Origin of the sequence: Cognatilysobacter bugurensis (assembly GCF_014652095.1) — a bacterium.
GTDB lineage: Bacteria > Pseudomonadota > Gammaproteobacteria > Xanthomonadales > Xanthomonadaceae > Cognatilysobacter > Cognatilysobacter bugurensis.
In genome coordinates, this window is sequence record NZ_BMYD01000004.1 from 84,841 (window position 1) to 104,994 (window position 20,154).

The following is a 20,154-nucleotide window of genomic DNA, read 5'->3' on the forward strand; positions in this document are numbered from 1 at the left end:
AGTGCACGTGCAGCGTTGCACGGCAGCCGAAGGACCGGGGACCGGCTCCGCAGGCACGTGAAAAAACCACCTCTAGGGGATACACCATGAAGAAGCAGCAGGGCTTTACCCTCATCGAACTGATGATCGTCGTTGCGATCATCGGCATCCTGGCCGCGATCGCGCTTCCGGCGTATCAGGATTACACGGTCAAGGCCAAGGTCTCCGAAGCGATCCTCGCGGCCAGCCAGTGCCGTACGACCGTCGCGGAGGTTTACCAGACTTCGACCGCGCTTCCTTCGGCCAACCAGTGGGGCTGTGAAAGCACGGCTGGCACCAAGTACGTGGCCTCGGTGGCCACGGATGCAGCCGGCGTAATCACCGTGACAACTGCAGGCACGACGAGCACTCTGCCGACTGAAGCCGCGGGCCGCACGATCCGACTGGTGCCTTATGTGGGCGCGAACGCTGCGAGCTCGACGAACGTTGGCCAGCAGGTCACCGAGTTCCGCTGCGGTCCGGGCGCGACCAATGGCATGCCGGCGAAGTACCTGCCGGGCTCCTGCCGCCAGTAATTGCTTCTTGCTGCACCCAAAAACCCCGGCCTCGGCCGGGGTTTTTTTTGCCCGCCCGCCACGCTCGCGGACAATATCCGGCCCAACACAGACGCAATCGGAATGCATCGAGAATCACCTACGAACGAGACCACCCGCGAACATGTAGAGCGCCGCTTCAGTCGGAGTTGGACGCTGCCTTCGTTGGCTGCCGCGTTCGCGACCGTTGTCTGGACCTGGCTTGCAGGCAAGGACGCAGGCTGGGATTTCCTCAACCATCACCTGTATCTGCCGTTCGCGTGGCTCACGGGCCGTATTGAATCCGACTTCTTCGGCGCCGGCACCCAGAGCTACCAAAATCCGCTCGGCTACATCCCGCCCTACCTCATGATCAAAACAGGCTGGCCGGACTGGATGATCGGGCTGGGTCTTGCGCTGCTGCATGCGTTAGCCGCTGTGTTCACGGCCGTCATCGCGGCTCGCCTGTGGCGCAGCCAGCCACAGGAGCGTGCTTGGGTAGCAGCGGCCACCGCCCTGGCATGGATCACCCCCGTCTTCCTGATCGCAGCCGGCACGACGTCCACCGACCCCTTGTCCGCCGCGCTGACGATCGCAGCGCTCTTGCTGATCACTACATTCTCCGGCTCCAGGCGCAACGCGCTGATAGCTGGCGTTCTGCTCGGTCTTGCGTTCTCGATCAAGCAGAGCAATGCCGCTTTCGTCATCGCGGCGGCGGCAGCGACCCTGGTGCAGGTGGCCCAAGGCCGTCGGCATTGGACGGGTCTTGCGCATTGCGGGCTCGGGGGGGCCGTTGGCATTGTTGCCGGGATGGGGTGGTACAGCGGCTTCCTCTGGCAGGAGTTCGGTAACCCGGTGTTTCCGCTCTTCAACAACGTGTTCCAGTCGCCCTATGCTCCGGCGCAACCGCTGTTGGCGCAGCGCTTTATCCCAGCAACGTTGTCCGAATGGCTTACGCGGCCGTTCGAGATGGTGCAGATGAAGCGATACGTCTATCAGGAAGCGTTCGCACCGGATCTGCGCCCTGCGCTCGCGCTGACCGTCGCGACCGTCGGGCTTGTTTTGGCGATCGTCAGGCGCTTCCGAACGGGTGGCGCAGACCCAACCGGGTCTTCGTGGACGTCGACAGACACCGACTTGGCAGTGTTCTCGATCACAGCTTACGTGGCGTGGATGGCGACCTCCGGTAACGGCCGCTATGCGATTGCCCTGCTGATGCTGACGGGCGTCTGGGTGGCTCGTCTCGCATACCTTTTCCTTCCGGGACGGCTGGCGCGGATGACCGTCCTGGTTGTGCTGATCCTGCAACCGGCCTACTTCCTGTCCGGGGAGGACTTTCGCTCGACGCCGACCCCGTGGACTGGCGGCCCCTACGTCGACGTTCGTGTTCCACCCCGACTGCGGAACGAGCCGTTCCTCCACCTCACGGTGAGCGGCGTTCAAACCAATGCGTCGATCGCCGCGTATTTCCACCCAGCGGGGGCGCTGATCAACCCGATCGGCCAGCTGTCGCTGCCGATGGAAGGCCCGATTGGCAACGAGCTTCGCCTGCGCTTTGCGAAGTGGGAAGGCAGGACTCGGGTCCTCCTGCCCGCCTTCTCAACTCGCGATGACGACGCACCGCGTCTGCGTGCCGTAATCAGCCATCTATTCAGTCGCTTCGGCTTTGCGGTCGACTGGAACGACTGCCTGCGCGTCCGCTACGAGGCAGGCACTGCCCAGAAGGCATCAACATACTGGCTCCTTCACACGCGCCAGGGAACCGGCCCGGACCGTGCGTGGTTCAGCTGTGCTCTGCGGTCGCAACCCGTTCCGCCCAAGACCGAGACTCGTCTTGACCGCATGGCGGACGCAATTTTCGCGCGGCTCGAAACGGAGTGTCCGCAAGTCTACGGACCCCGGCCGTTTGTAACCGAACAAATGGGGGGGGCGTGGGAGCGCCTATACCCAAACTCAGATGTGATAGTGACCGTATCCGAAGAAAAGGGTGTTCGGATTACACGCGAGCGAGCACTGAACGTACGCTATATAGGCACAATGGAGGAGGTCGCCGGGGGTGGGGGCAACCTCCACTGCACGCGGTGGCTCCTGACCACGCCGGACTAGTCGCTGGAATGCATGTGGAACTGACGATTCTGATGCCCTGCCTCAACGAGGCGGAGACCGTCGCGACATGCGTCGGCAAGGCGCACGCGTTTCTGCGCCGGCGGGCGGTCGAGGGCGAAGTCCTGGTGGCCGATAACGGCTCAACGGACGGCTCGCAGACGCTGGCCGAGCAGGCGGGCGCACGCGTGATTGCCGTGCCCGGCCGGGGCTATGGCGCCGCGCTGAAAGGAGGCATCGCAGCCGCGCGTGGGCGTTACGTCATCATGGGCGATGCGGACGACAGCTATGACTTCGGTGCGCTAGACGGCGTGCTCGGGCGACTTCGTGAAGGCAATGAACTCGTCATGGGTGACCGCTTCGCGGGCGGCATCCGGCAGGGCGCCATGCCGTGGCTGCATCGTTATCTGGGCAATCCGGTGTTGAGCTTCGTGGGGCGCCTGTTCTTCCGCGTGCCAATCCGTGACTTCCATTGCGGGCTCAGGGGCTTCTGCCGCGAGGCAATGCGCAGCCTCGAGCTGTCCACAGATGGCATGGAGTTCGCGAGTGAGATGGTGGTGAAGAGCGCGTTGCATGACCTGCGCATTGCGCAGGTTCCCGTAACGCTTTCGCCTGATGGCCGCTCAAGGCCGCCGCATCTGCGCACGTGGCGCGACGGTTGGCGCCACTTGAAGTTCCTGTTGCTTTTCAGCCCACGCTGGCTGTTTTTGCTGCCCGGGCTGGCGCTGCTGGGCGCAGGCTCGCTGGCGATGTGCGTGATTGCCTTGCGTCCGGTGCAGATCGGCACGGTGGGTTTCGATATCCATACCCTCGCCTACGCTGGCGGTGCAGTGCTGCTCGGATTTCAAATGGTGTTCTTCGCTGTGTTCACCAAACTCATGGGAATTCGCAGTGGATGGCTGCCCGAGGATCCGCGGCGGGAGCGGTGGCTGGCACACCTCACGCTCGAGCGCGCACTCGCCTTGGCTGTGGCCTTGTTCGTGCTCGGCATTGGCTTGGCGTTCCAAGCCATTGGTGCATGGTCGGAGACCGGTTTTGGCGCACTGTCCCCTGAAATCACCATGCGCTCGGTGATCCCCTCGGTCACGTCGCTGGCGCTGGCCGGGGAGCTGTTCCTTGCGGGCTTCTTCCTTGAAGCCCTGCGCCTGCCGCTGCGCTTGGGCGGGCGCCGTACAAAGCGAGGGATGACGGTGCTTGATCAGGAATTGCAATGAGCAACAAGATCGATATTGGGCTCGTGGGGCTCGGGTGGGTCAGCACGCACCGGCATATCCCTGCGCTCAAGCGCAGCCCGCATTTCCGCATCGCCGGCGTGGCAGATCTAAACGAGGCACTCGCCCGTGAATGGGGAACGCGCCTAGGGGTTCCGTGGTCGACCGCCTCGGATATCGACGGCATCGAGTGGGTCGACCAAGTCCAAGCAATCGACGTGGTCACGGCCCCGATGTCCCATCACGCACTGATCCGCGATGCGCTAGCGCGCGGCCGGCACGTCATCACTGAGAAGCCATTCGCCACCAGCGTCGCCGAAGGTGAGGAGCTGGTGGCGCTGTCGGCGCGAATGAAACGATCGCTCGCGATCGTCCACAACTTTCAATTCGCGTCCGCCGTGCAGCGGCTCGAGCATGACATAGCCCTCGGCCGCATCGGCACGGTGCGTTCGATCGTGGCAACCCAATGGGGTAACCCCCGGCGTCGGCTGCCATCGTGGTACGAACAGCTGCCGGGCGGACTGTTCTTTGACGAGAGCCCTCATCTGCTCTACCTCATCCGCCGGCTGTCGCCTGGGCCACTGAGCCTAGCGCACGTGGATGTTTGCCCCAGCACCCTAGGACTGCGCACCCCAGCCAGCATTGACGCCTCTTTTCGCGCGACGACTCAGGCCGGCGAGATTCCGGTCACTGTCGCGTGCCGGTTCGAGGCACCGCTTAGCGAATGGCACGTTGCCGTGCTCGGCGACGCAGGCGCCGGCATCGTCGATGTGTTCCGAAATATCTATCTTCACCTGCCGAACGATGGCGCTCATGTCACACGCACCGTGCTGCGCACCTCATGGCGGGCCACCGCGATGCACTGGATACAGCACCTGAGCAATGGCCCACGCCATCTCACAGGGCGCCTGCTCTACGGGAACGAAACCGTGTTCGATCGATTTGGTCGCGCGATCAAGACCGGGGAAGCAGCGGCCGAAATCTCCGCGGATGATGCGCTCGAGGTGCTCCGCATGCAGTTTGCTGTTCTGAACGAAGCTGGCATCGCCTGAGGCTACGAACATGACCCATCCGCGCCACCTCTTCGACGCACTGGTCACGACCGCGCCATTTCAGCCCGCCACCAATTACTGGAGGGCCGTGGAGCTTGACGCGGTGATCCGTCACGGTTTGCCAAGTGGCCGGGGGCTGGATTTGGGATGCGGAGACGGCAAGCTGACTGCGATCGTCGATCGTGCATCGGACGGCGGGCGACGCTGGGTCGGTGTAGACCTCGATCCCGAGGAAACCGCTCTGGCGGAACACGGCGGGCGTTACGAGGCGGTGCACACGTGCTCGGCCACTGCCGTGCCTGAGCCCGACGCCTCGTTCGACTTTGTGTTCTCGAATTCCGTCCTGGAACACATTCCCTCCGTCGACGAGGTGTTGATGGAAGCCGCGCGTCTCCTTCGCCCTGACGGCCAGTTCATCGCCACGGTGCCTGGGCCCCATTTTCACGCGCTCCTGCGCGGACCATGGATGGGCGGGGACAAAAAGAAATACTGCGCGCAGATCGACGCTCGGTGCGCGCATGTGCGCTACTGGAGTCCGGACACTTGGCGTAGCCATCTCAGTGCGGTCGGCCTCGAGCTGGTCGGCGTCGTCGAGTATCTATCCCAACGCCAACTTCGGCGCTGGGAGTTGATGTCCGCATTTACTGGCGGCGCGCTGCATTTGCTGTCGGGCCGACGCAAACGTCCAATCGAATTGCAGCGCATGCTGCGGTTGCGGGGCGAGCGGCCGGGCCCGGCCGGGGCCTTGGCAGCATCGATATCCCGCACTGCGTTTTCGAGCCTCCCCATGAGTGCGGTCGACGGAGCGGGACCCTTCGCATGCATGCTGATCGAAGCGCGGCGACGTTGAGTCGCTCTACCGCCGGCCGGGGAGTCGCTCGGTTCGCTCGCTTCATTGTGGTTGGCGGTGGCATGACGGCGCTGAACCTGGCGCTCCTTTTCGTCCTGGTGTCGGGCCTGCGAGTGCCCTATCTGCTCGCCTGCACGCTGTCTTTCTTCATTCTGAACTTCGTTGGCTACCGGCTGAACAAGGCCTACAGTTTTCGAATGGGCCGGACAGTTTCAACCCGCGAGGTGGCGCGGTATTACGGCGTCATGGCCACAAGTCTGCTGGTCAACTTGGCGCTCATGTATGTAGCCGTCAGCCACCTGGAGCTGAACTACCTACTCGCGAGTCTGGCGGTCACGGCTTTGCTGGCGGTTGCAAACTTTACTGCGCACTCTGGCTTTACGTTTGGCCGTACCCTGCCCCCCGAATCTCGACCTCTGCGCATATTGCAAGTCACTGCCTTCTATCCAGCCCACGGGGGCGGAATTGAAGTCGTCGCAGGTCGGCTCGCCGCAGGTTTGGCCGCGCGAGGCGCGGCCGTGCGCTGGATGGCCGGGGGACCGCGCTGCGAGTGGCCGGCATCTGCCGACGGGGTAACCATTATTCCCGCTCGTTCGTTCGATCTGACGGAAAGCCGCCTCGGCCTGCCGCTGCCGGTGTGGTCACCTGCCAGCTTGTGGCGGCTGGCTCGGGAAGTGCGTCAATCGGACGTAGTCCACGTACACGACGCGCTGTATTTGCCATCTCTGGCCGCGATCGCGGTCGCCAAGCTGGTGCGCCGACCCGTACTTGTGACCCAGCACATCGGCCTGATCCCTTTTGCCTCACAGCGTGCCCGCACGCTGCTGTCAGCTCTCAATCGATCCGTGGGACGTTGGGCCCTCCAGCAGGCCGACCGAGTCGTTTTTGTCGGGCGCCCGGTAATGAACTACTTCCAAGACTTCGTGAAATTTCGGCGTGCACCCCGGCTAGTGCCGAACGGCGTCGACCACGAGTTATATATGCCACGTCCAGCTGACGACTCAGCCGCGGGCACAGTCTCCCTCCTTTTTGTCGGGCGCTTCGTTGCGAAAAAGGGCATCCGCCTGCTCGAGTCCTGCGTGGACTTGCCCGGGACGCGATGGACATTCGTGGGGCACGGCCCGCTTAGCCCGCGCACGTGGGGCGGGTTGCCGCGCAACGCGACAGTGGCTGAGAACCTGCGCGCTGCCGCGATCGTCCCGCTTTACCAGCAGGCCGACCTGTTAGTGCTGCCAAGCACCGGCGAAGGTTTTCCGCTGGTCGTCCAAGAAGCACTGGCGTGCGGAACACCGGTTCTCGTAAGCACCGACGTGGCCGATGCTTTTCCGAAGTCTGATGCCCGATGCGTGTTCAAAGTCGACCTCTCGGGGCCGGGTGCGGAGGTCCGCCTGCGACAGGCGATAGCCGAGTTGTCGGCGTCCCCCGAGCGCCTTCGGGCGGCGCGCGCCTTGGCGTACGGGCTGTCGTTACAGTGGTCATGGTCCGCCTGCGTTTCCGAGTACGAAAGCCTTTATGGCGGTCTACGCCCGACTTCGACAACGGATGGCGGCTCACAGGGCGCTGGCGGTTGAGCCAAGCGTCCCGAATCTAATGACGTAGAGCGTCAAGCCGTGACACAAACCGCACAATCGCGGGCTACCCGCAACTTATTGTTGCGATTGCGCTAAATTCCCGCTGGGGAACACTGAGAACGCCCATGTCCGCTGTCGCCACCGCCAACCTCGTCGGAATCACCGGCATTGCCCGCCGTCTTGTGCTCGATGGAGCCCTGGACGACACGGCCGCACGGGCCGCGATGAGTGCGGCAAGCGTCGAGCGCAAGCCTTTGGCACTGTATCTGGCCGAAAAGAAGCTTGTGACCGCCGGGCAGCTCGCCGCCGCGAACTCGGTCGAATTCGGCGTACCGCTTTTCGACCCGGCTGCAATGGACGTTTCGCAGGCTGCGATCAAGCTCGTCAGCGAAGAACTGCTGCGCAAACACGAAGTGCTGCCACTGTATCGGCGCGGCAACCGGCTGTTCGTGGGCGTCGACGATCCGGCGAACACCCAGGCGCTCGACGAGATCAAATTCCACACCAATCTCGCAGTCGAGCCGATCCTGATCGACCGGGAAAGCCTGCGCCGCTATCTCGACAAGTGGCAAGAGAACACTGACACGTTCAGCGACGCCAGCGCCGATGGCGATGGTCTCGAAAATCTGGACATCGGCGGTGGTGACGAAGACGGCGCCACGAGCGACGGCGGAATTGACTCGAAGACAGACGACACACCGGTCGTCAAGTTCGTCAATAAGGTCTTGATCGATGCGCTACGCCGCGGTGCGTCGGACATCCACTTTGAACCTTATGAAACGGATTTCCGGGTGCGCCTGCGCATTGACGGCATCCTGAAGCAGATCGCGAAGGCACCGCAGAAACTCAACACTCGGATCTCCGCCCGCCTAAAGGTCATGGCGCAACTCGATATTGCTGAGAAGCGCGTCCCCCAGGACGGGCGCATCAAGCTCAATATCAGCAAGACGAAGCAGATCGACTTTCGCGTCAGCACGCTGCCCACGATGTTCGGCGAGAAGATCGTGCTGCGCGTGCTCGACGGATCAGCGGCGAAACTCGGCATCGACAAGCTCGGTTACGAGGACGACCAACGGGCACTGTACGAGAAGGCGCTCGCGAATCCGTACGGGATGATTCTGGTTACGGGCCCGACGGGCTCGGGCAAGACCGTTTCGCTGTATACCGGCCTCAACATCCTCAATGAGGAAGAGCGCAATATTTCAACCGCGGAAGATCCTGTCGAAATCCGGGTGCCCGGCATTAACCAGGTGCAGGTCAACAACAAGCGCGGCATGACGTTCGCCGCCGCGCTTCGCAGCTTTCTGCGGCAGGACCCGGACGTGGTGATGGTGGGCGAAATCCGCGATCTGGAAACTGCGGAAATTGCCATCAAAGCCGCGCAGACAGGTCACCTCGTGTTGTCGACGCTCCACACGAACGACGCGCCGCAGACGATCTCGCGTCTGATGAATATGGGCATCGCGCCGTACAACATCACCTCGTCGGTGACACTCGTGATCGCCCAACGGCTCGCGCGACGCCTGCATGACTGCAAACGCCCGGTCAAGCTTCCGCCTGCGGCGCTGATAGCTGAAGGCTTCACCGAAGCCGAGGTCGCGGCGGGCGTGACGCTTTACGAAGCCGTCGGGTGTTCCGAATGCACTGAAGGCTACAAGGGCCGGACCGGGATCTACCAGGTCATGCCGATGACCGACGAGATCCAGGCAATCGTCCTCAACGGGGGCAACGCAATGCAGATTGCCCAGGCAGCCCGCCAGTCCGGCATTCGTGATCTGCGCCAATCGGCGCTGCTCAAGGCAAAAAACGGCGTAACCAGCCTCGCAGAAATCAACCGCGTCACCAAGGATTAACTCATGGCCGCCATCCGAGCAGTTGCCAAGCCCCGAGCCCCTCGCCGCGAAGAGGCCATGCCCGTCTTCGTATGGGAAGGCACCGACAAGCGCGGCACCGTCATGAAGGGCGAGCAGCCGGCGAAGAACGCCAATTTGGTGCGCGCCGAGTTGCGCCGGCAGGGCATCACGCCCAAAGTCGTCAAGATCAAGCCCAAGCCTTTGTTCGGCGGCGCCGGCAAGCGCATCACGCCGCTTGAAATCGCGGTGTTCAGCCGACAGCTTGCGACAATGATGAAGTCGGGCGTGCCAATCGTCGGCTCGCTGGAGATCATCGGCAGCGGTCACAAAAACGCGAAGTTCAAGGAACTCGTGAATTCGGTTCGCAGTGACCTCGAGGGTGGCTCATCACTCTATGAGGCAATGAGCAAACACCCGGTGCAGTTCGATGAGCTCTACCGCAATCTGGTGCGTGCGGGTGAGTCGGCCGGTGTACTGGAAACTGTTCTCGACACAGTCGCCACGTACAAGGAAAACCTGGAAGCGCTCAAGGGCAAGATTAAGAAGGCGATGTTCTACCCAATCGCGGTGCTTGCGGTTGCGCTCATCGTTTCCGCGATTCTTTTGATCTTCGTGGTGCCACAGTTCAAGTCGGTGTTCACTGGCTTTGGCGCGGACCTGCCGGCCTTTACGCTGATGATCATTGCGCTCAGCGAGTTCATGATTAGCTGGTGGTTCGTGATGTTGCTGGGCCTGTTTGGCGCCGGCGTCGCGTTCGTCATGGCGAAGAAGCGATCGCTTGCGTTCTCTCACTTCCTGGACCGTACCGTGCTGAAGGTGCCGGTCATCGGGCAGATCCTCCATAACTCGGCGATCGCGCGCTTCGCGCGGACCCTCGGCGTGACGTTCAAGGCTGGCGTCCCTTTGGTCGAGGCCTTGGATACCGTCGCCGGCGCAACCGGCAGCACGGTCTACGAGAAGGCCGTAAACCGCATCCGCGACGACGTAGCAGTCGGCTATCAAGTCAACATGGCGATGAAACAGGTCAACCTGTTTCCGCACATGGTGGTGCAGATGACCGCGATCGGCGAAGAGGCGGGCGCGCTCGATACCATGCTGTTCAAGGTCGCGGAGTTCTACGAGCAGGAGGTCAACAACGCGGTCGATGCGCTGTCGAGTTTGCTCGAGCCGATGATCATGGTGGTGCTCGGCGTGTTGATCGGCGGCCTCGTGATCGGCATGTACCTTCCGATCTTCAAACTCGGCGCGGTGGTCTGACGGCATAATCCGCCGATGGCATTCCTCGATCACAATCCCGGCCTCGGGTACCCGCTCGCGGCCGGTTTCGGGCTGCTCGTCGGCAGCTTTCTCAACGTGGTGATTTCCCGGCTGCCGAAGCGGCTGGAGTGGGAGTGGCGGCGCGACAGCCGCGAGATGCTCGGGGAGCCGGAGGGGTACGACCCGCCGCCCCCGGGCATTGTCGTCGAGCGCTCCCACTGCCCTCAGTGCAAGCACCAGCTCGCCTGGTACGAGAACATCCCGGTGTTCTCCTGGCTCGCACTGCGCGGAAAATGCCGCGCTTGCGGGACGAAGATCTCCGCGCAGTATCCGCTCGTCGAACTGCTGACGATGCTGCTGTTCGTCGCGTGCGTGTGGCGCTTCGGCTTCGGCTGGCAGGGCTTCGGCGCGATGGTGTTCACCGGGTTCCTGATCGCGCTATCCGGCATCGACGTGCGCACCCAGCTGCTGCCCGATCAGCTTACGTTGCCATTGATGTGGCTTGGCCTCATCGCGGCGGCTGACAACCTTTACATGCCCGCTAAGCCAGCCCTCCTCGGCGCGATCGTCGGCTACCTGAGCCTGTGGACCGTGTGGTGGCTGTTCAAGCAGATCACCGGTAAGGAAGGCATGGGCCACGGTGACTTCAAGCTGCTTGCGGCCATCGGCGCTTGGGCGGGTCTGACCGGCATCCTGCCGACGATCCTGCTCTCCTCGCTGGTCGGCGCAATCATCGGCTCGATCTGGCTCGCGACACAGGGGCGTGACCGGGCAACACCGATTCCGTTCGGCCCCTACCTGGCGATTGCCGGATGGATCTCGTTCTTCTGGGGCGAGGACCTCGTCGGCGCCTACCTGCGCTATTCCGGTCTTGGCTGAGGCCGTGACCTCGCCTTACTGCGTCAGCGTCACGGGTGGGGTCGCGTCCGGCAAGACAGCGTTGACGCGTCGTTTCGAAGCCCTCGGCATCCGCGTCGCCGACGCGGACATCGCGGCGCGCACCGCGGTGGCGCCGGGCAGCGTCGGCCTGGCTGCGATCGTCGAGACGTTTGGATCGGACGTGCTGGATCAGGACGGGGCGCTTGACCGGGCCGCGATGCGACGGCGTGTGTTCGACGACGCTGCGGCGCGGCACCGGCTCGAAGCCATCGTGCATCCGCAGGTGCGCGCGTTGCTCCATGCCGAATGTCTCGCCGCGTCCGGGCCGTACGTGGTCGCGGCGATTCCGCTGCTCGCCGAAGGTGGCGGCCGCGACGCGTACCCGTGGCTGGACCGCGTGCTGGTCGTTGACGCGCCGGTTGATGCGCAGCGCGCTCGGCTCACCCAGCGGGACGGCATCGATTCGACGCTCGCCGACCGCATGATTGCATCCCAGGCGACGCGTGCGGCACGGCTGTCGATCGCCGATGACGTCATCGTAAACACCGGCACGCTGGCCGCGCTCGACGCCCACGTCGACGCACTGGACGCGCATTATCGCGTGCTGGCGGCCGCCCGCGCTGCGGGATTGGAATCCTCACCCGCTACAGCAGCCTGATTCGCGATTCGGCCCCAGCACGACGTCGTCAGAGCCCGTTGACTCCGTGGCGCCGTCGAGCACCGCTGCTGCTTGGCTGCGGACAAAATCGCGAGCCCACACGGCGCGCACATGGGGAGCGCGCATCCACTGATCGTCTACCCGAGATCCGAATGTGCACTGCCCGAAGGCCACAACGCGCGGATCGCCGCGATGCCCTGCGCCCCATGCGCACGCGCCGCGACGAGGTCATCAGGAGCTACGCCGCCAATCGCATAGATCGGCAGCGAAGCGGTTTCGCGCAGCTGCGCGAAGCGCGCCCAGCCGAGGCCGGGGTGGCCGGGATGGCTCGCCGTTGGTTTCACCGACCCCAGTAATGCGAAATCGCAGCCGAGCCGCTCCGCACCCCGAAGCTCGTCGGCATCGTGGCACGACGCGGAAAGCGCGACGTCGTGCGACACCGGGCGCTGCGCAGATGCGCGCACCTGCGCAGCACGCAGATGCAGGCCGATGCCGATCGCCCTCGCGAGCTCAACGTCACCGCTGATGCGCACGTCGGCGCCGAACGCCCGGCATCGGGCTGCAGCTTCCGTTGCCAGCGCCGCCCAAGCCGAATCAGGAGTCGTCGTGCGCAACACGACTCGGCGCACGCCCCGCTCCATCGCCCGCTCAAATCGTTCCAACCACTGCGTGCCATCGGCGCCGGGATCGGGCGTCACCAGGCAGAGCGGCGGTTCCACCAGTGCGGCGACGACCGGTCGATCGGCCGGTGGCACCGCAAACCGAGCCAGCGCCTCCGGCAGCGCCCATTCGAGGGCCTGTCCTTCACATCCTCGAGGCGTGCCTTCAAAGCGCTCGATCCAGCGCACGTCGAGCAGCAGGCGTTTGTCGGCGTACTGCTGCGGCACCTGGATCAGGGACTCGCCGACTTTTGCTTCGATGCCGAGCTCTTCACGCAACTCGCGCGCGAGCGCCGCGTCGGGCGCTTCGCCTGGCTCACATTTGCCGCCCGGAAACTCCCACAGCCCCGCGAGGTCGCGTCCTGCGGTGCGCTGGGTCAGCAGCACGCGCCCCGAGGCGTCGCGGAGAACGCCGGCGACAACGTGGATCGGCGGGCGTGGGGCGCCGCCGCTCAACGTGCAGGGACCGCGCTGCACGAGGCGAACAACACCGGTGCGGCCGATCGCGATCGACACCGCGGCGGCGCTCGATCAGCCGACGGACGCATGCGCGAAGCCGCGCTCAACGGACTACTCTCCGGCCGCCGCCCGACGCGTTACGCCAGCTGACCGTGGCAGTGCTTGTACTTCTTGCCGCTGCCGCAGGGGCACGGCTCGTTGCGGCCCACGTTCGAGAACGCATCGTTACCGGTCGCGGCGACCGCCACGGCCTGCGCGGCCTCTTCGTCAGCGCCGAGCCCGCCCATGTCCGGATGGCGGTATTGCATCTGGCGCGCCTGCGATTCCGCCTGGGCGCGCTCGGCCGCTTCCATCTGCGCGATCTCGTCTTCGTTGCGGATGCGCACGCGCGCGAGCATCGTGACGACTTCGCGCTTGACCTTGTCGAGCATGTCCGAGAACAGCTCGAACGCTTCCTTCTTGTATTCCTGCTTCGGCTGCTTCTGCGCATAGCCGCGCAGGTGGATGCCCTGGCGCAGGTAATCCATGCGCGCGAGGTGCTCCTTCCAGTTCTGGTCGAGCACGTTGAGCATGATGTGCTTTTCGAGCATGCGCATCGTCTCGGGGCCGAGTTGCGCTTCGCGCTCCACGAAATGCGCGCTGATCGCCTGCACCGCGTGCTCGGTGATGTCCTCCGCTGCGAGTTCGCTGCGCTGTTTCGCGAGACCCTGCAGGTCGAGCGCAACGCCGAACTCCTCGACGAGCGTCGCTTCCAGGCCCGGCAGGTCCCACTGGTCGTCGACCGAGCCCGGCGGCACGTGGCGCGCGACGGTGTCGGCGATCACGTCGTCGCGGATGCCTTCGACGTTCTCCTGCACGCTCTCGGCCTCGAGCAGTTCGTTGCGCTGGCCGTAGATCACCTTGCGCTGATCGTTGTTGACGTCGTCGTAGTCGAGCAGGTTCTTGCGGATGTCGAAGTTATGCGCTTCGACCTTGCGCTGCGCGTTCGCGATCTGCTTGGTGACGAGGCCAGATTCGATGACGTCGTCTTCCTTCAGGCCCATGCGCGCCATCGCTTTCTGCACCCAGTCGGCCGCGAAGATGCGCATCAGGTTGTCTTCGAGCGACAGGTAGAACCGCGAGGAACCCGGGTCGCCCTGGCGACCGGCGCGGCCGCGCAGTTGGTTGTCGATGCGGCGGCTTTCGTGGCGCTCGGTGCCGATGATGTGCAGGCCGCCCGCGTCCTTGACCGCGTTATGGCGCTGCTGCCATTCGGATTTGAGGCGGGTCTTCGTGGCCTCGTCGACCGGCGCGCCAGTGTCGGCCTCAAGCTGCGCGAGTTCGGACTCGAGCGAGCCGCCGAGCACGATGTCGGTGCCGCGGCCGGCCATGTTCGTCGCGATCGTGATCGCGCCCGGGCGGCCGGCCTGCGCGACGATCTGCGCCTCGCGTTCGTGCTGCTTCGCGTTGAGCACCTCGTGGTGGATGCCGGCGTCGCGCAGCTGCTGGCTGAGCATTTCCGACACTTCGATCGACGTGGTGCCCACCAGCACCGGCTGGCGCTTTGCGTTCGCTTCCTTGATCTCGCCGAGCACCGCGCGGTACTTGCCGGCTCGATTGAGGAACACCGCGTCCGGGTAGTCCTTTCGCTGCACCGGCTTGTGGGTCGGGATCACGACCACTTCAAGCGCGTAGATGTTCTGGAACTCGTACGCTTCCGTGTCGGCCGTACCGGTCATGCCGGCGAGCTTGCCGTACATGCGGAACAGGTTCTGGAACGTGATCGACGCGAGCGTCTGGTTCTCGCGCTGGACCGGCACGCCTTCCTTCGCTTCCACCGCCTGGTGCAGGCCATCCGACCAACGACGGCCGGCGAGCGTGCGGCCGGTGAACTCGTCGACGATGATGACCTCGCCATCGCGCACGATGTAATCGACGTCGCGCTGGTAGATCGCATGCGCACGCAGCGCCGCGTTGAGATGGTGCACGACGGTGATGTTGTTGCCCGAGTACAGGCTATCGTCGTCGCTGATGATGCCGGCCTGGCGCAGCAGCGCCTCCGCGTGCTCCTGGCCCGACTCGGACAGGTGCACCTGCTTGCCCTTCTCGTCGACCCAGTAATCGCCCTCGCCGTCCTCGCTAGCCTGGCGCACGAGGTTCGGCACGATCCGATTGACCTTGATGTACAGCTCCGGCGACTCGTCGGCAGGGCCGGAGATGATCAGCGGCGTGCGCGCTTCGTCGATGAGGATCGAGTCGACCTCGTCGACGATCGCGTAATGCAGGCCGCGCTGGAAGCGGTCGTCTTTCGACAGCGCCATGTTGTCGCGCAGGTAGTCGAAGCCGAATTCGTTATTCGTGCCGTACGTGATGTCGGCCGAGTACGCCGTGTGCTTGTCGCCGTGCGGCATGCCCGGGTAGACGACCCCGACCGACAGCCCAAGCCAGTTGTACAGGCGCCCCATCCACGCCGAGTCGCGGCGTGCGAGGTAGTCGTTGACGGTGACCACGTGCACGCCCTTGCCTTCGAGCGCGTTGAGGTAGACCGGCAACGTGCCGACGAGCGTCTTGCCTTCACCCGTGCGCATCTCGGCGATCTTGCCCAGGTGCAGCACCATGCCGCCGATCAGCTGCACGTCGTAGTGACGCATTCCGAGCACGCGGCGGCTCGCCTCGCGGCAGACCGCGAACGCCTCGGGCAGCAGCTTGTCGAGCGACTCCCCGTTCTCGATGCGCTGCTTGAACTCCGGCGTCTTCGCCTGCAGTTCCGCGTCGCTGAGCTTCTCCATCTGCGGCTCGAGCGCGTTGATGCGTTCCACCGAACGCTGGAGTTGGCGCAGCAGGCGGTCGTTGCGGCTTCCGAAAACGCGGGTCAGCAGGCTGTTGAGCATCGATAAGGCCGAGAAAAGGGGCGGGGCGCCCGCGGAGCCAAGCTCCAGCGCGGCGCGACAACAAAAAAGGGCGCGGGGCGCCCTGTGTGGCTTGCCGATTGTAGCTTGGGGTGGACGGGCCGCGAATCAAGCAGTGTGATCGAGCGGCCGGCCCCGTCCCAGCCCTCAGCCGCGCTGGGCGTTGCGCCGCAGGAATTGGTGCGGGTTTACGGCGCGGCCGTTCTCCCAGACTTCGAAGTGCACGTGCGCGCCCGTCGAGCGCCCCGTCGAGCCCGCCTTTGCGATCTCCTGCCCCGCGCGCACCAGCTGCCCGACCGGGCGGGTGAGCCGCGAGTTGTGCGCATAGCGCGTCACGTAGCCGTTGCCATGGTCGATCTCGACCGTCTGACCATAGCCGGCGCGGTCGCCCGAGAAGCTCACCACGCCGTCCGCCACTGCGAGCACGGGATCGCCGACGTCGGCCTCGAAGTCGATGCCCTTGTGGAACTGCGAGCCGCCGAGGATCGGGTCGGCGCGGTTTCCGTAGCTCGACGTGATGTAGCTGTCGGACACCGGCTCGCGCGACGGAACGGCGTTGAGATCGATCTGGCGGTTGAACAGCAGCGTCTCGAGCACCGTGAGCTGCTCGCCCGACGCCGCGAACTGCCGCGAGAGCGCCTGCATGCCCGCCTCGAGCTCGGCGCGCGGCATGTCGCGCACGGCGCCCTCACCACCCACGCCGACCGGGCGGGTGAAGTCGAACTCACCGTCCTGAAGTTGTCCGACGCGCGTCAACCGCTCGCCGAGCGCGTTGAGCCGGTTTGCCTCGGCCTGCAGTTCGCCGAGCCGGGCGGCCAGCGCATTGAGTTCGCGCTGCATCGCGCGGCGGTCGACTTCGACCTGGCGCTGCTGGTCGACGAGCTGCGTGCGCAGCTGCAGCGTGCCCCCCACGCCTGCGCCCGCCCCGAGCAGAAGACCGGTCCCGAGCAGCAGCGTCGCCGCGATGCCGGGACGACGGGTCCCGAGCTCACCGCCGCGTTGCAGGGCCGCCGTACACTGGGCGGTGAGCATGGCCTTGAGCTGGGTCAGGCTGTATCGATGGGTCATATTTGATGTCCGATTCGCGATCCCCCCCGCGCCGCCCTTCAGCCCCAACGCCGGCGCTCGATGCGCTGGTCGGTGGACCCGCAGGCGGCCCGATCCGGCGAGCCCTCTGGCTCGACGGGTTGGACCGTCGGTTTCGTCCGCACCTGCCACCTTCACTGGCCGCGCATACGCGGCTGGCTAACGTCGAAGGTGGAAAGCTCGTGTTTGTGGTCGACGCTCCGGTGTGGGGCGCGAAGTTGCGCCTTGCCTCACTGGAACTGCTCGAACTCGCCCGTTCCTTCGGGCTCGACGCGCAGCATCTCGTCGTCAAGACAGCGCCGGCACCACCGCCTGCACCGCCTGCGCAACGACCGCCTCTGCCGATGTCCGAGCACGCGCGTGAAGCGCTGCGCTCGGCCCTCGCATCCCTCGACGTACCGCCGACCGCGCCGAAGCCGGGCCGTCGCCGGTGACGAACTGCCGGGTCCTTGTTTGGATCCCGTCAGCGTCGAGGCCCCGCATCCTAGCGGCGGGGCCGAGTCAGGTTGTTAAAGAATTCAGCGCGTTTGCTAACGAAAGCGAAAGGTTTCGTTAAGCCGTCATCCAAAAACGACAACGGCTGCGCTCTCGCGCAGCCGCTGGGCATCGACGTGGTCGGCGGTGCGATCAGGCCGTGGCGGGCAGCCCGTACCGGACCGGAGCGGGCTCCGCGCTGCCGAAGGTGACCTCGTCCCACGCCGAGCGCTCTGCGAGCAGCGCGCGCACGAGCTTGTTGTTGAGCGCGTGGCCGGACTTGTGGCCTTCGTATGCGCCGATGATCGGTCGGCCGGCAAGGTACAGGTCGCCCACCGCGTCGAGGATCTTGTGGCGCACGAATTCGTCGGCGTAGCGCAGGCCGTCGTCGTTGAGCACGCGGTAATCGTCGAGCACGATCGCGTTGTCCATCGACCCGCCGAGGCCGAGGTTTCGCTCGCGCATGTATTCGAGATCGCGCATGAAGCCGAACGTGCGTGCGCGGCTGACTTCGTGCACGTACGACTCCGTCGAAAAATCGATCTGCGCGCGCGAGCGCGACGCGGGAATCGCGGGATGGTCGAACACGACGGTGAAACCGAGGCGATAGCCGTGATGCGGCTCGAAGCGGGCGACCTTGTCGCCTTCTCGCACTTCGACCGTGCGCAGGATCCGGATGAAGCGCTTCGGGGCGTCCTGCTCGGCGATCCCGGCGGACTGCAGCAGGAACACGAACGGGCCGGCCGAGCCGTCCATGATCGGCACTTCGGGCGCCGACAGTTCGATATAGCAGTTGTCGACGCCCAGCCCCGCCAACGCGGAGAGGATGTGTTCGACGGTCTGGACCTTCGCGGCGCCGCAGGTGAGGCCGGTGCACAGCGTGGTTTCGGTCACGAGCTCGGCGTTGGCCGGGATCTCCTGGACGGGATCGAGGTCGACGCGGCGGAAGCGGATGCCGGTATCGACAGGCGCGGGACGCAGCGTGAGAAAGACCTTCTCGCCGCTGTGCAGACCGACGCCGGTCGCACGGATCACGTTCTTGAGGGTGCGTTGACGCAGCATGGCGTTCGGCCCGGATCAGGGATGGCGAAGCGGTGTGCGGCGTCCGCCAAAAGCGGGGGCAAGCGTAGCACGCAGGTGGCTGAACCTTAACGAAAAAGTCCGGGACGCTGCGATGCAACCGTATGCAAAAACGGCCGGCGGTGTCCTAGGACGACCGCCGGCCCAAGGCATCCAAAGCGCACGGATGCGGGACATGGTGTGAGGCTTTAACCGCATGGTCGCGACGGACGCTTCGACACGGCAGGCGCCGCGCGCGCGTCCGTCGCGACCGGTGGATCAGTCCGCCTGGCGACGCAGGAACGCCGGGATATCGAGGTAGCTGTCGCTGTTGCCGAAGTCGGCGACGGCCGGCGCGGACGACGGCTCGCTCGACGGACGCGCCGAGCCGGTGCGCAGGCTGTGACTGAAGCTCGGCGGCGGCGCAAATGCATCCGCGGTCTGGTTCACCGGCATGCCGGTGGTGCCGTCGCGCACGAGCTGGATCGGCGCACGCTGCGTGTCGCGCTCGTTGCGGCCCTGGCGCGCGGCAGCGCGGTTGAGGCCCGTGGCGACGACGGTGACGCGCACTTCGTCCTGCATGTCCGGGTCGAGCACGGTGCCGATGACGACGGTCGCGTCCTCGGAGGCGAACTGTTCGATCGTGCGGCCAACTTCGTCGAACTCGGCCATCGTGAAGTCCGGACCGGCGGTGATGTTGACGAGGATGCCATTCGCGCCCGACAGGTTGACGTCGTCGAGCAGCGGATTCTGGATCGCGGCTTCGGCCGCGGCCTGCGCGCGGTCGTCGCCGCGGGCGGCGCCGGTGCCCATCATCGCCAGGCCCATTTCCGACATGACGGTGCGCACGTCGGCGAAGTCGACGTTGATCAGGCCCGGACGCACGATCAGGTCGGCAATGCCCTGCACGGCGCCGAGCAGCACGTCGTTCGCGGCGCGGAACGCCTGGATCATCGTCGCGTTGCGGCCGAGCACGGTGATGAGCTTCTCGTTCGGGATCGTGATCAGCGAGTCGCAATGGTGCGACAGCTCCTCGATGCCCTTGAGCGCGACCTGCATGCGGCGACGGCCCTCGAACGGGAACGGCTTGGTGACGACCGCGACCGTGAGAATGCCCATCTCCTTCGCGAGCTGCGCGACGACCGGCGCCGCGCCGGTGCCGGTGCCGCCGCCCATGCCCGCGGTGATGAACACCATGTCCGCGCCCTGCAGCGCGTCCATGATGCGCTCGCGGTCTTCGAGCGCGGCCTGGCGGCCGACTTCGGGGTTCGCACCTGCGCCGAGGCCCTTCGTGACGTTGCTGCCGAGCTGCAGCTGCAGCTTCGCGCCGCAGTTCTTGATCGCCTGCGCGTCGGTGTTCGCGGTGATGAACTCCACCCCGTCGACGCTGCCGCTGACCATGTGGGCGACCGCGTTGCCGCCGCCACCGCCGACGCCGACGACCTTGATCACCGCGTTGGGAGCCATCTTTTCAACCAGTTCGAAATGCGCCATGTCCGTGTCCTTTGTGCGGCCGTGATTCGTGGTCGGGATGCGTGATTCGC

At 65.1% G+C, this 20,154-nt stretch carries 16 protein-coding genes; 11 read left to right on the forward strand and 5 right to left on the reverse strand.

Features of this window, described 5'->3' with window-relative positions; genetic code table 11:
* Positions 1–86 precede the first annotated feature (86 nt).
* From IE075_RS11825 to coaE, 10 genes are all read left to right on the forward strand, one after another.
* Positions 87–554, forward strand: coding sequence for a pilin (locus IE075_RS11825; protein WP_189456826.1), 468 nt, complete (start codon positions 87–89; stop codon positions 552–554).
* A gap of 183 nt (positions 555–737) precedes the next feature.
* Positions 738–2,657 carry a glycosyltransferase 87 family protein gene (locus IE075_RS11830; protein ID WP_189456828.1) on the forward strand — a complete coding sequence of 640 codons (1,920 nt, stop codon included), beginning with the start codon at positions 738–740 and terminating at the stop codon, positions 2,655–2,657.
* A 14-nt stretch (positions 2,658–2,671) separates the two neighbouring features.
* The gene (locus IE075_RS11835; RefSeq protein ID WP_229792493.1) at positions 2,672–3,868 is read left to right on the forward strand and encodes a glycosyltransferase family 2 protein; all 1,197 of its coding nucleotides are present in this window, start codon (positions 2,672–2,674) and stop codon (positions 3,866–3,868) included.
* Positions 3,865–4,917, forward strand: coding sequence for a Gfo/Idh/MocA family protein (locus IE075_RS11840; protein ID WP_189456832.1), 1,053 nt, complete (start codon positions 3,865–3,867; stop codon positions 4,915–4,917). Before IE075_RS11835 ends, IE075_RS11840 begins: the two co-directional genes overlap by 4 nt.
* A gap of 10 nt (positions 4,918–4,927) precedes the next feature.
* On the forward strand, positions 4,928–5,767 hold the full coding sequence (locus IE075_RS11845) for a class I SAM-dependent methyltransferase (RefSeq protein WP_189456834.1): 840 nt from the start codon (positions 4,928–4,930) through the stop codon (positions 5,765–5,767).
* Entirely contained in the window at positions 5,737–7,338 is a 1,602-nt protein-coding gene (locus IE075_RS11850) for a glycosyltransferase (RefSeq protein WP_268244937.1), read from the forward strand. The genes IE075_RS11845 and IE075_RS11850 overlap by 31 nt, the downstream gene beginning before the upstream one ends.
* Before the next feature lie 125 nt (positions 7,339–7,463).
* Complete coding sequence (pilB, locus tag IE075_RS11855) at positions 7,464–9,191, forward strand: type IV-A pilus assembly ATPase PilB (protein ID WP_189456839.1); 1,728 nt, start codon at positions 7,464–7,466, stop codon at positions 9,189–9,191.
* Positions 9,192–9,194: 3 nt separating this feature from the next.
* On the forward strand, positions 9,195–10,448 hold the full coding sequence (locus tag IE075_RS11860) for a type II secretion system F family protein (RefSeq protein WP_343224903.1): 1,254 nt from the start codon (positions 9,195–9,197) through the stop codon (positions 10,446–10,448).
* 15 nt (positions 10,449–10,463) lie between these two features.
* Entirely contained in the window at positions 10,464–11,327 is an 864-nt protein-coding gene (locus tag IE075_RS11865) for a prepilin peptidase (protein ID WP_189456840.1), read from the forward strand.
* A 4-nt stretch (positions 11,328–11,331) separates the two neighbouring features.
* Complete coding sequence (coaE, locus tag IE075_RS11870) at positions 11,332–11,985, forward strand: dephospho-CoA kinase (protein WP_189456841.1); 654 nt, start codon at positions 11,332–11,334, stop codon at positions 11,983–11,985.
* Between the two features lie 137 nt (positions 11,986–12,122).
* Here coaE and IE075_RS11875 read toward each other — a convergent pair whose 3' ends face one another.
* From IE075_RS11875 to IE075_RS11885, 3 genes are all read right to left on the reverse strand, one after another.
* Entirely contained in the window at positions 12,123–13,100 is a 978-nt protein-coding gene (locus tag IE075_RS11875; protein ID WP_425489376.1) for a Nudix family hydrolase, read from the reverse strand.
* Between the two features lie 140 nt (positions 13,101–13,240).
* Positions 13,241–15,973, reverse strand: coding sequence for a preprotein translocase subunit SecA (gene secA / locus IE075_RS11880; protein WP_189456842.1), 2,733 nt, complete (start codon positions 15,971–15,973; stop codon positions 13,241–13,243).
* 165 nt (positions 15,974–16,138) lie between these two features.
* Entirely contained in the window at positions 16,139–17,023 is an 885-nt protein-coding gene (locus tag IE075_RS11885; protein ID WP_189457238.1) for a M23 family metallopeptidase, read from the reverse strand.
* 41 nt (positions 17,024–17,064) lie between these two features.
* Between IE075_RS11885 and IE075_RS11890 the strand changes: the two genes are divergently transcribed.
* Entirely contained in the window at positions 17,065–17,511 is a 447-nt protein-coding gene (locus IE075_RS11890) for a DciA family protein (RefSeq protein WP_189456843.1), read from the forward strand.
* 193 nt (positions 17,512–17,704) lie between these two features.
* Here IE075_RS11890 and lpxC read toward each other — a convergent pair whose 3' ends face one another.
* The gene (gene lpxC / locus IE075_RS11895; protein WP_189456844.1) at positions 17,705–18,613 is read right to left on the reverse strand and encodes a UDP-3-O-acyl-N-acetylglucosamine deacetylase; all 909 of its coding nucleotides are present in this window, start codon (positions 18,611–18,613) and stop codon (positions 17,705–17,707) included.
* Between the two features lie 276 nt (positions 18,614–18,889).
* The gene (ftsZ, locus tag IE075_RS11900) at positions 18,890–20,104 is read right to left on the reverse strand and encodes a cell division protein FtsZ (protein WP_189456845.1); all 1,215 of its coding nucleotides are present in this window, start codon (positions 20,102–20,104) and stop codon (positions 18,890–18,892) included.
* Positions 20,105–20,154 lie beyond the last annotated feature (50 nt).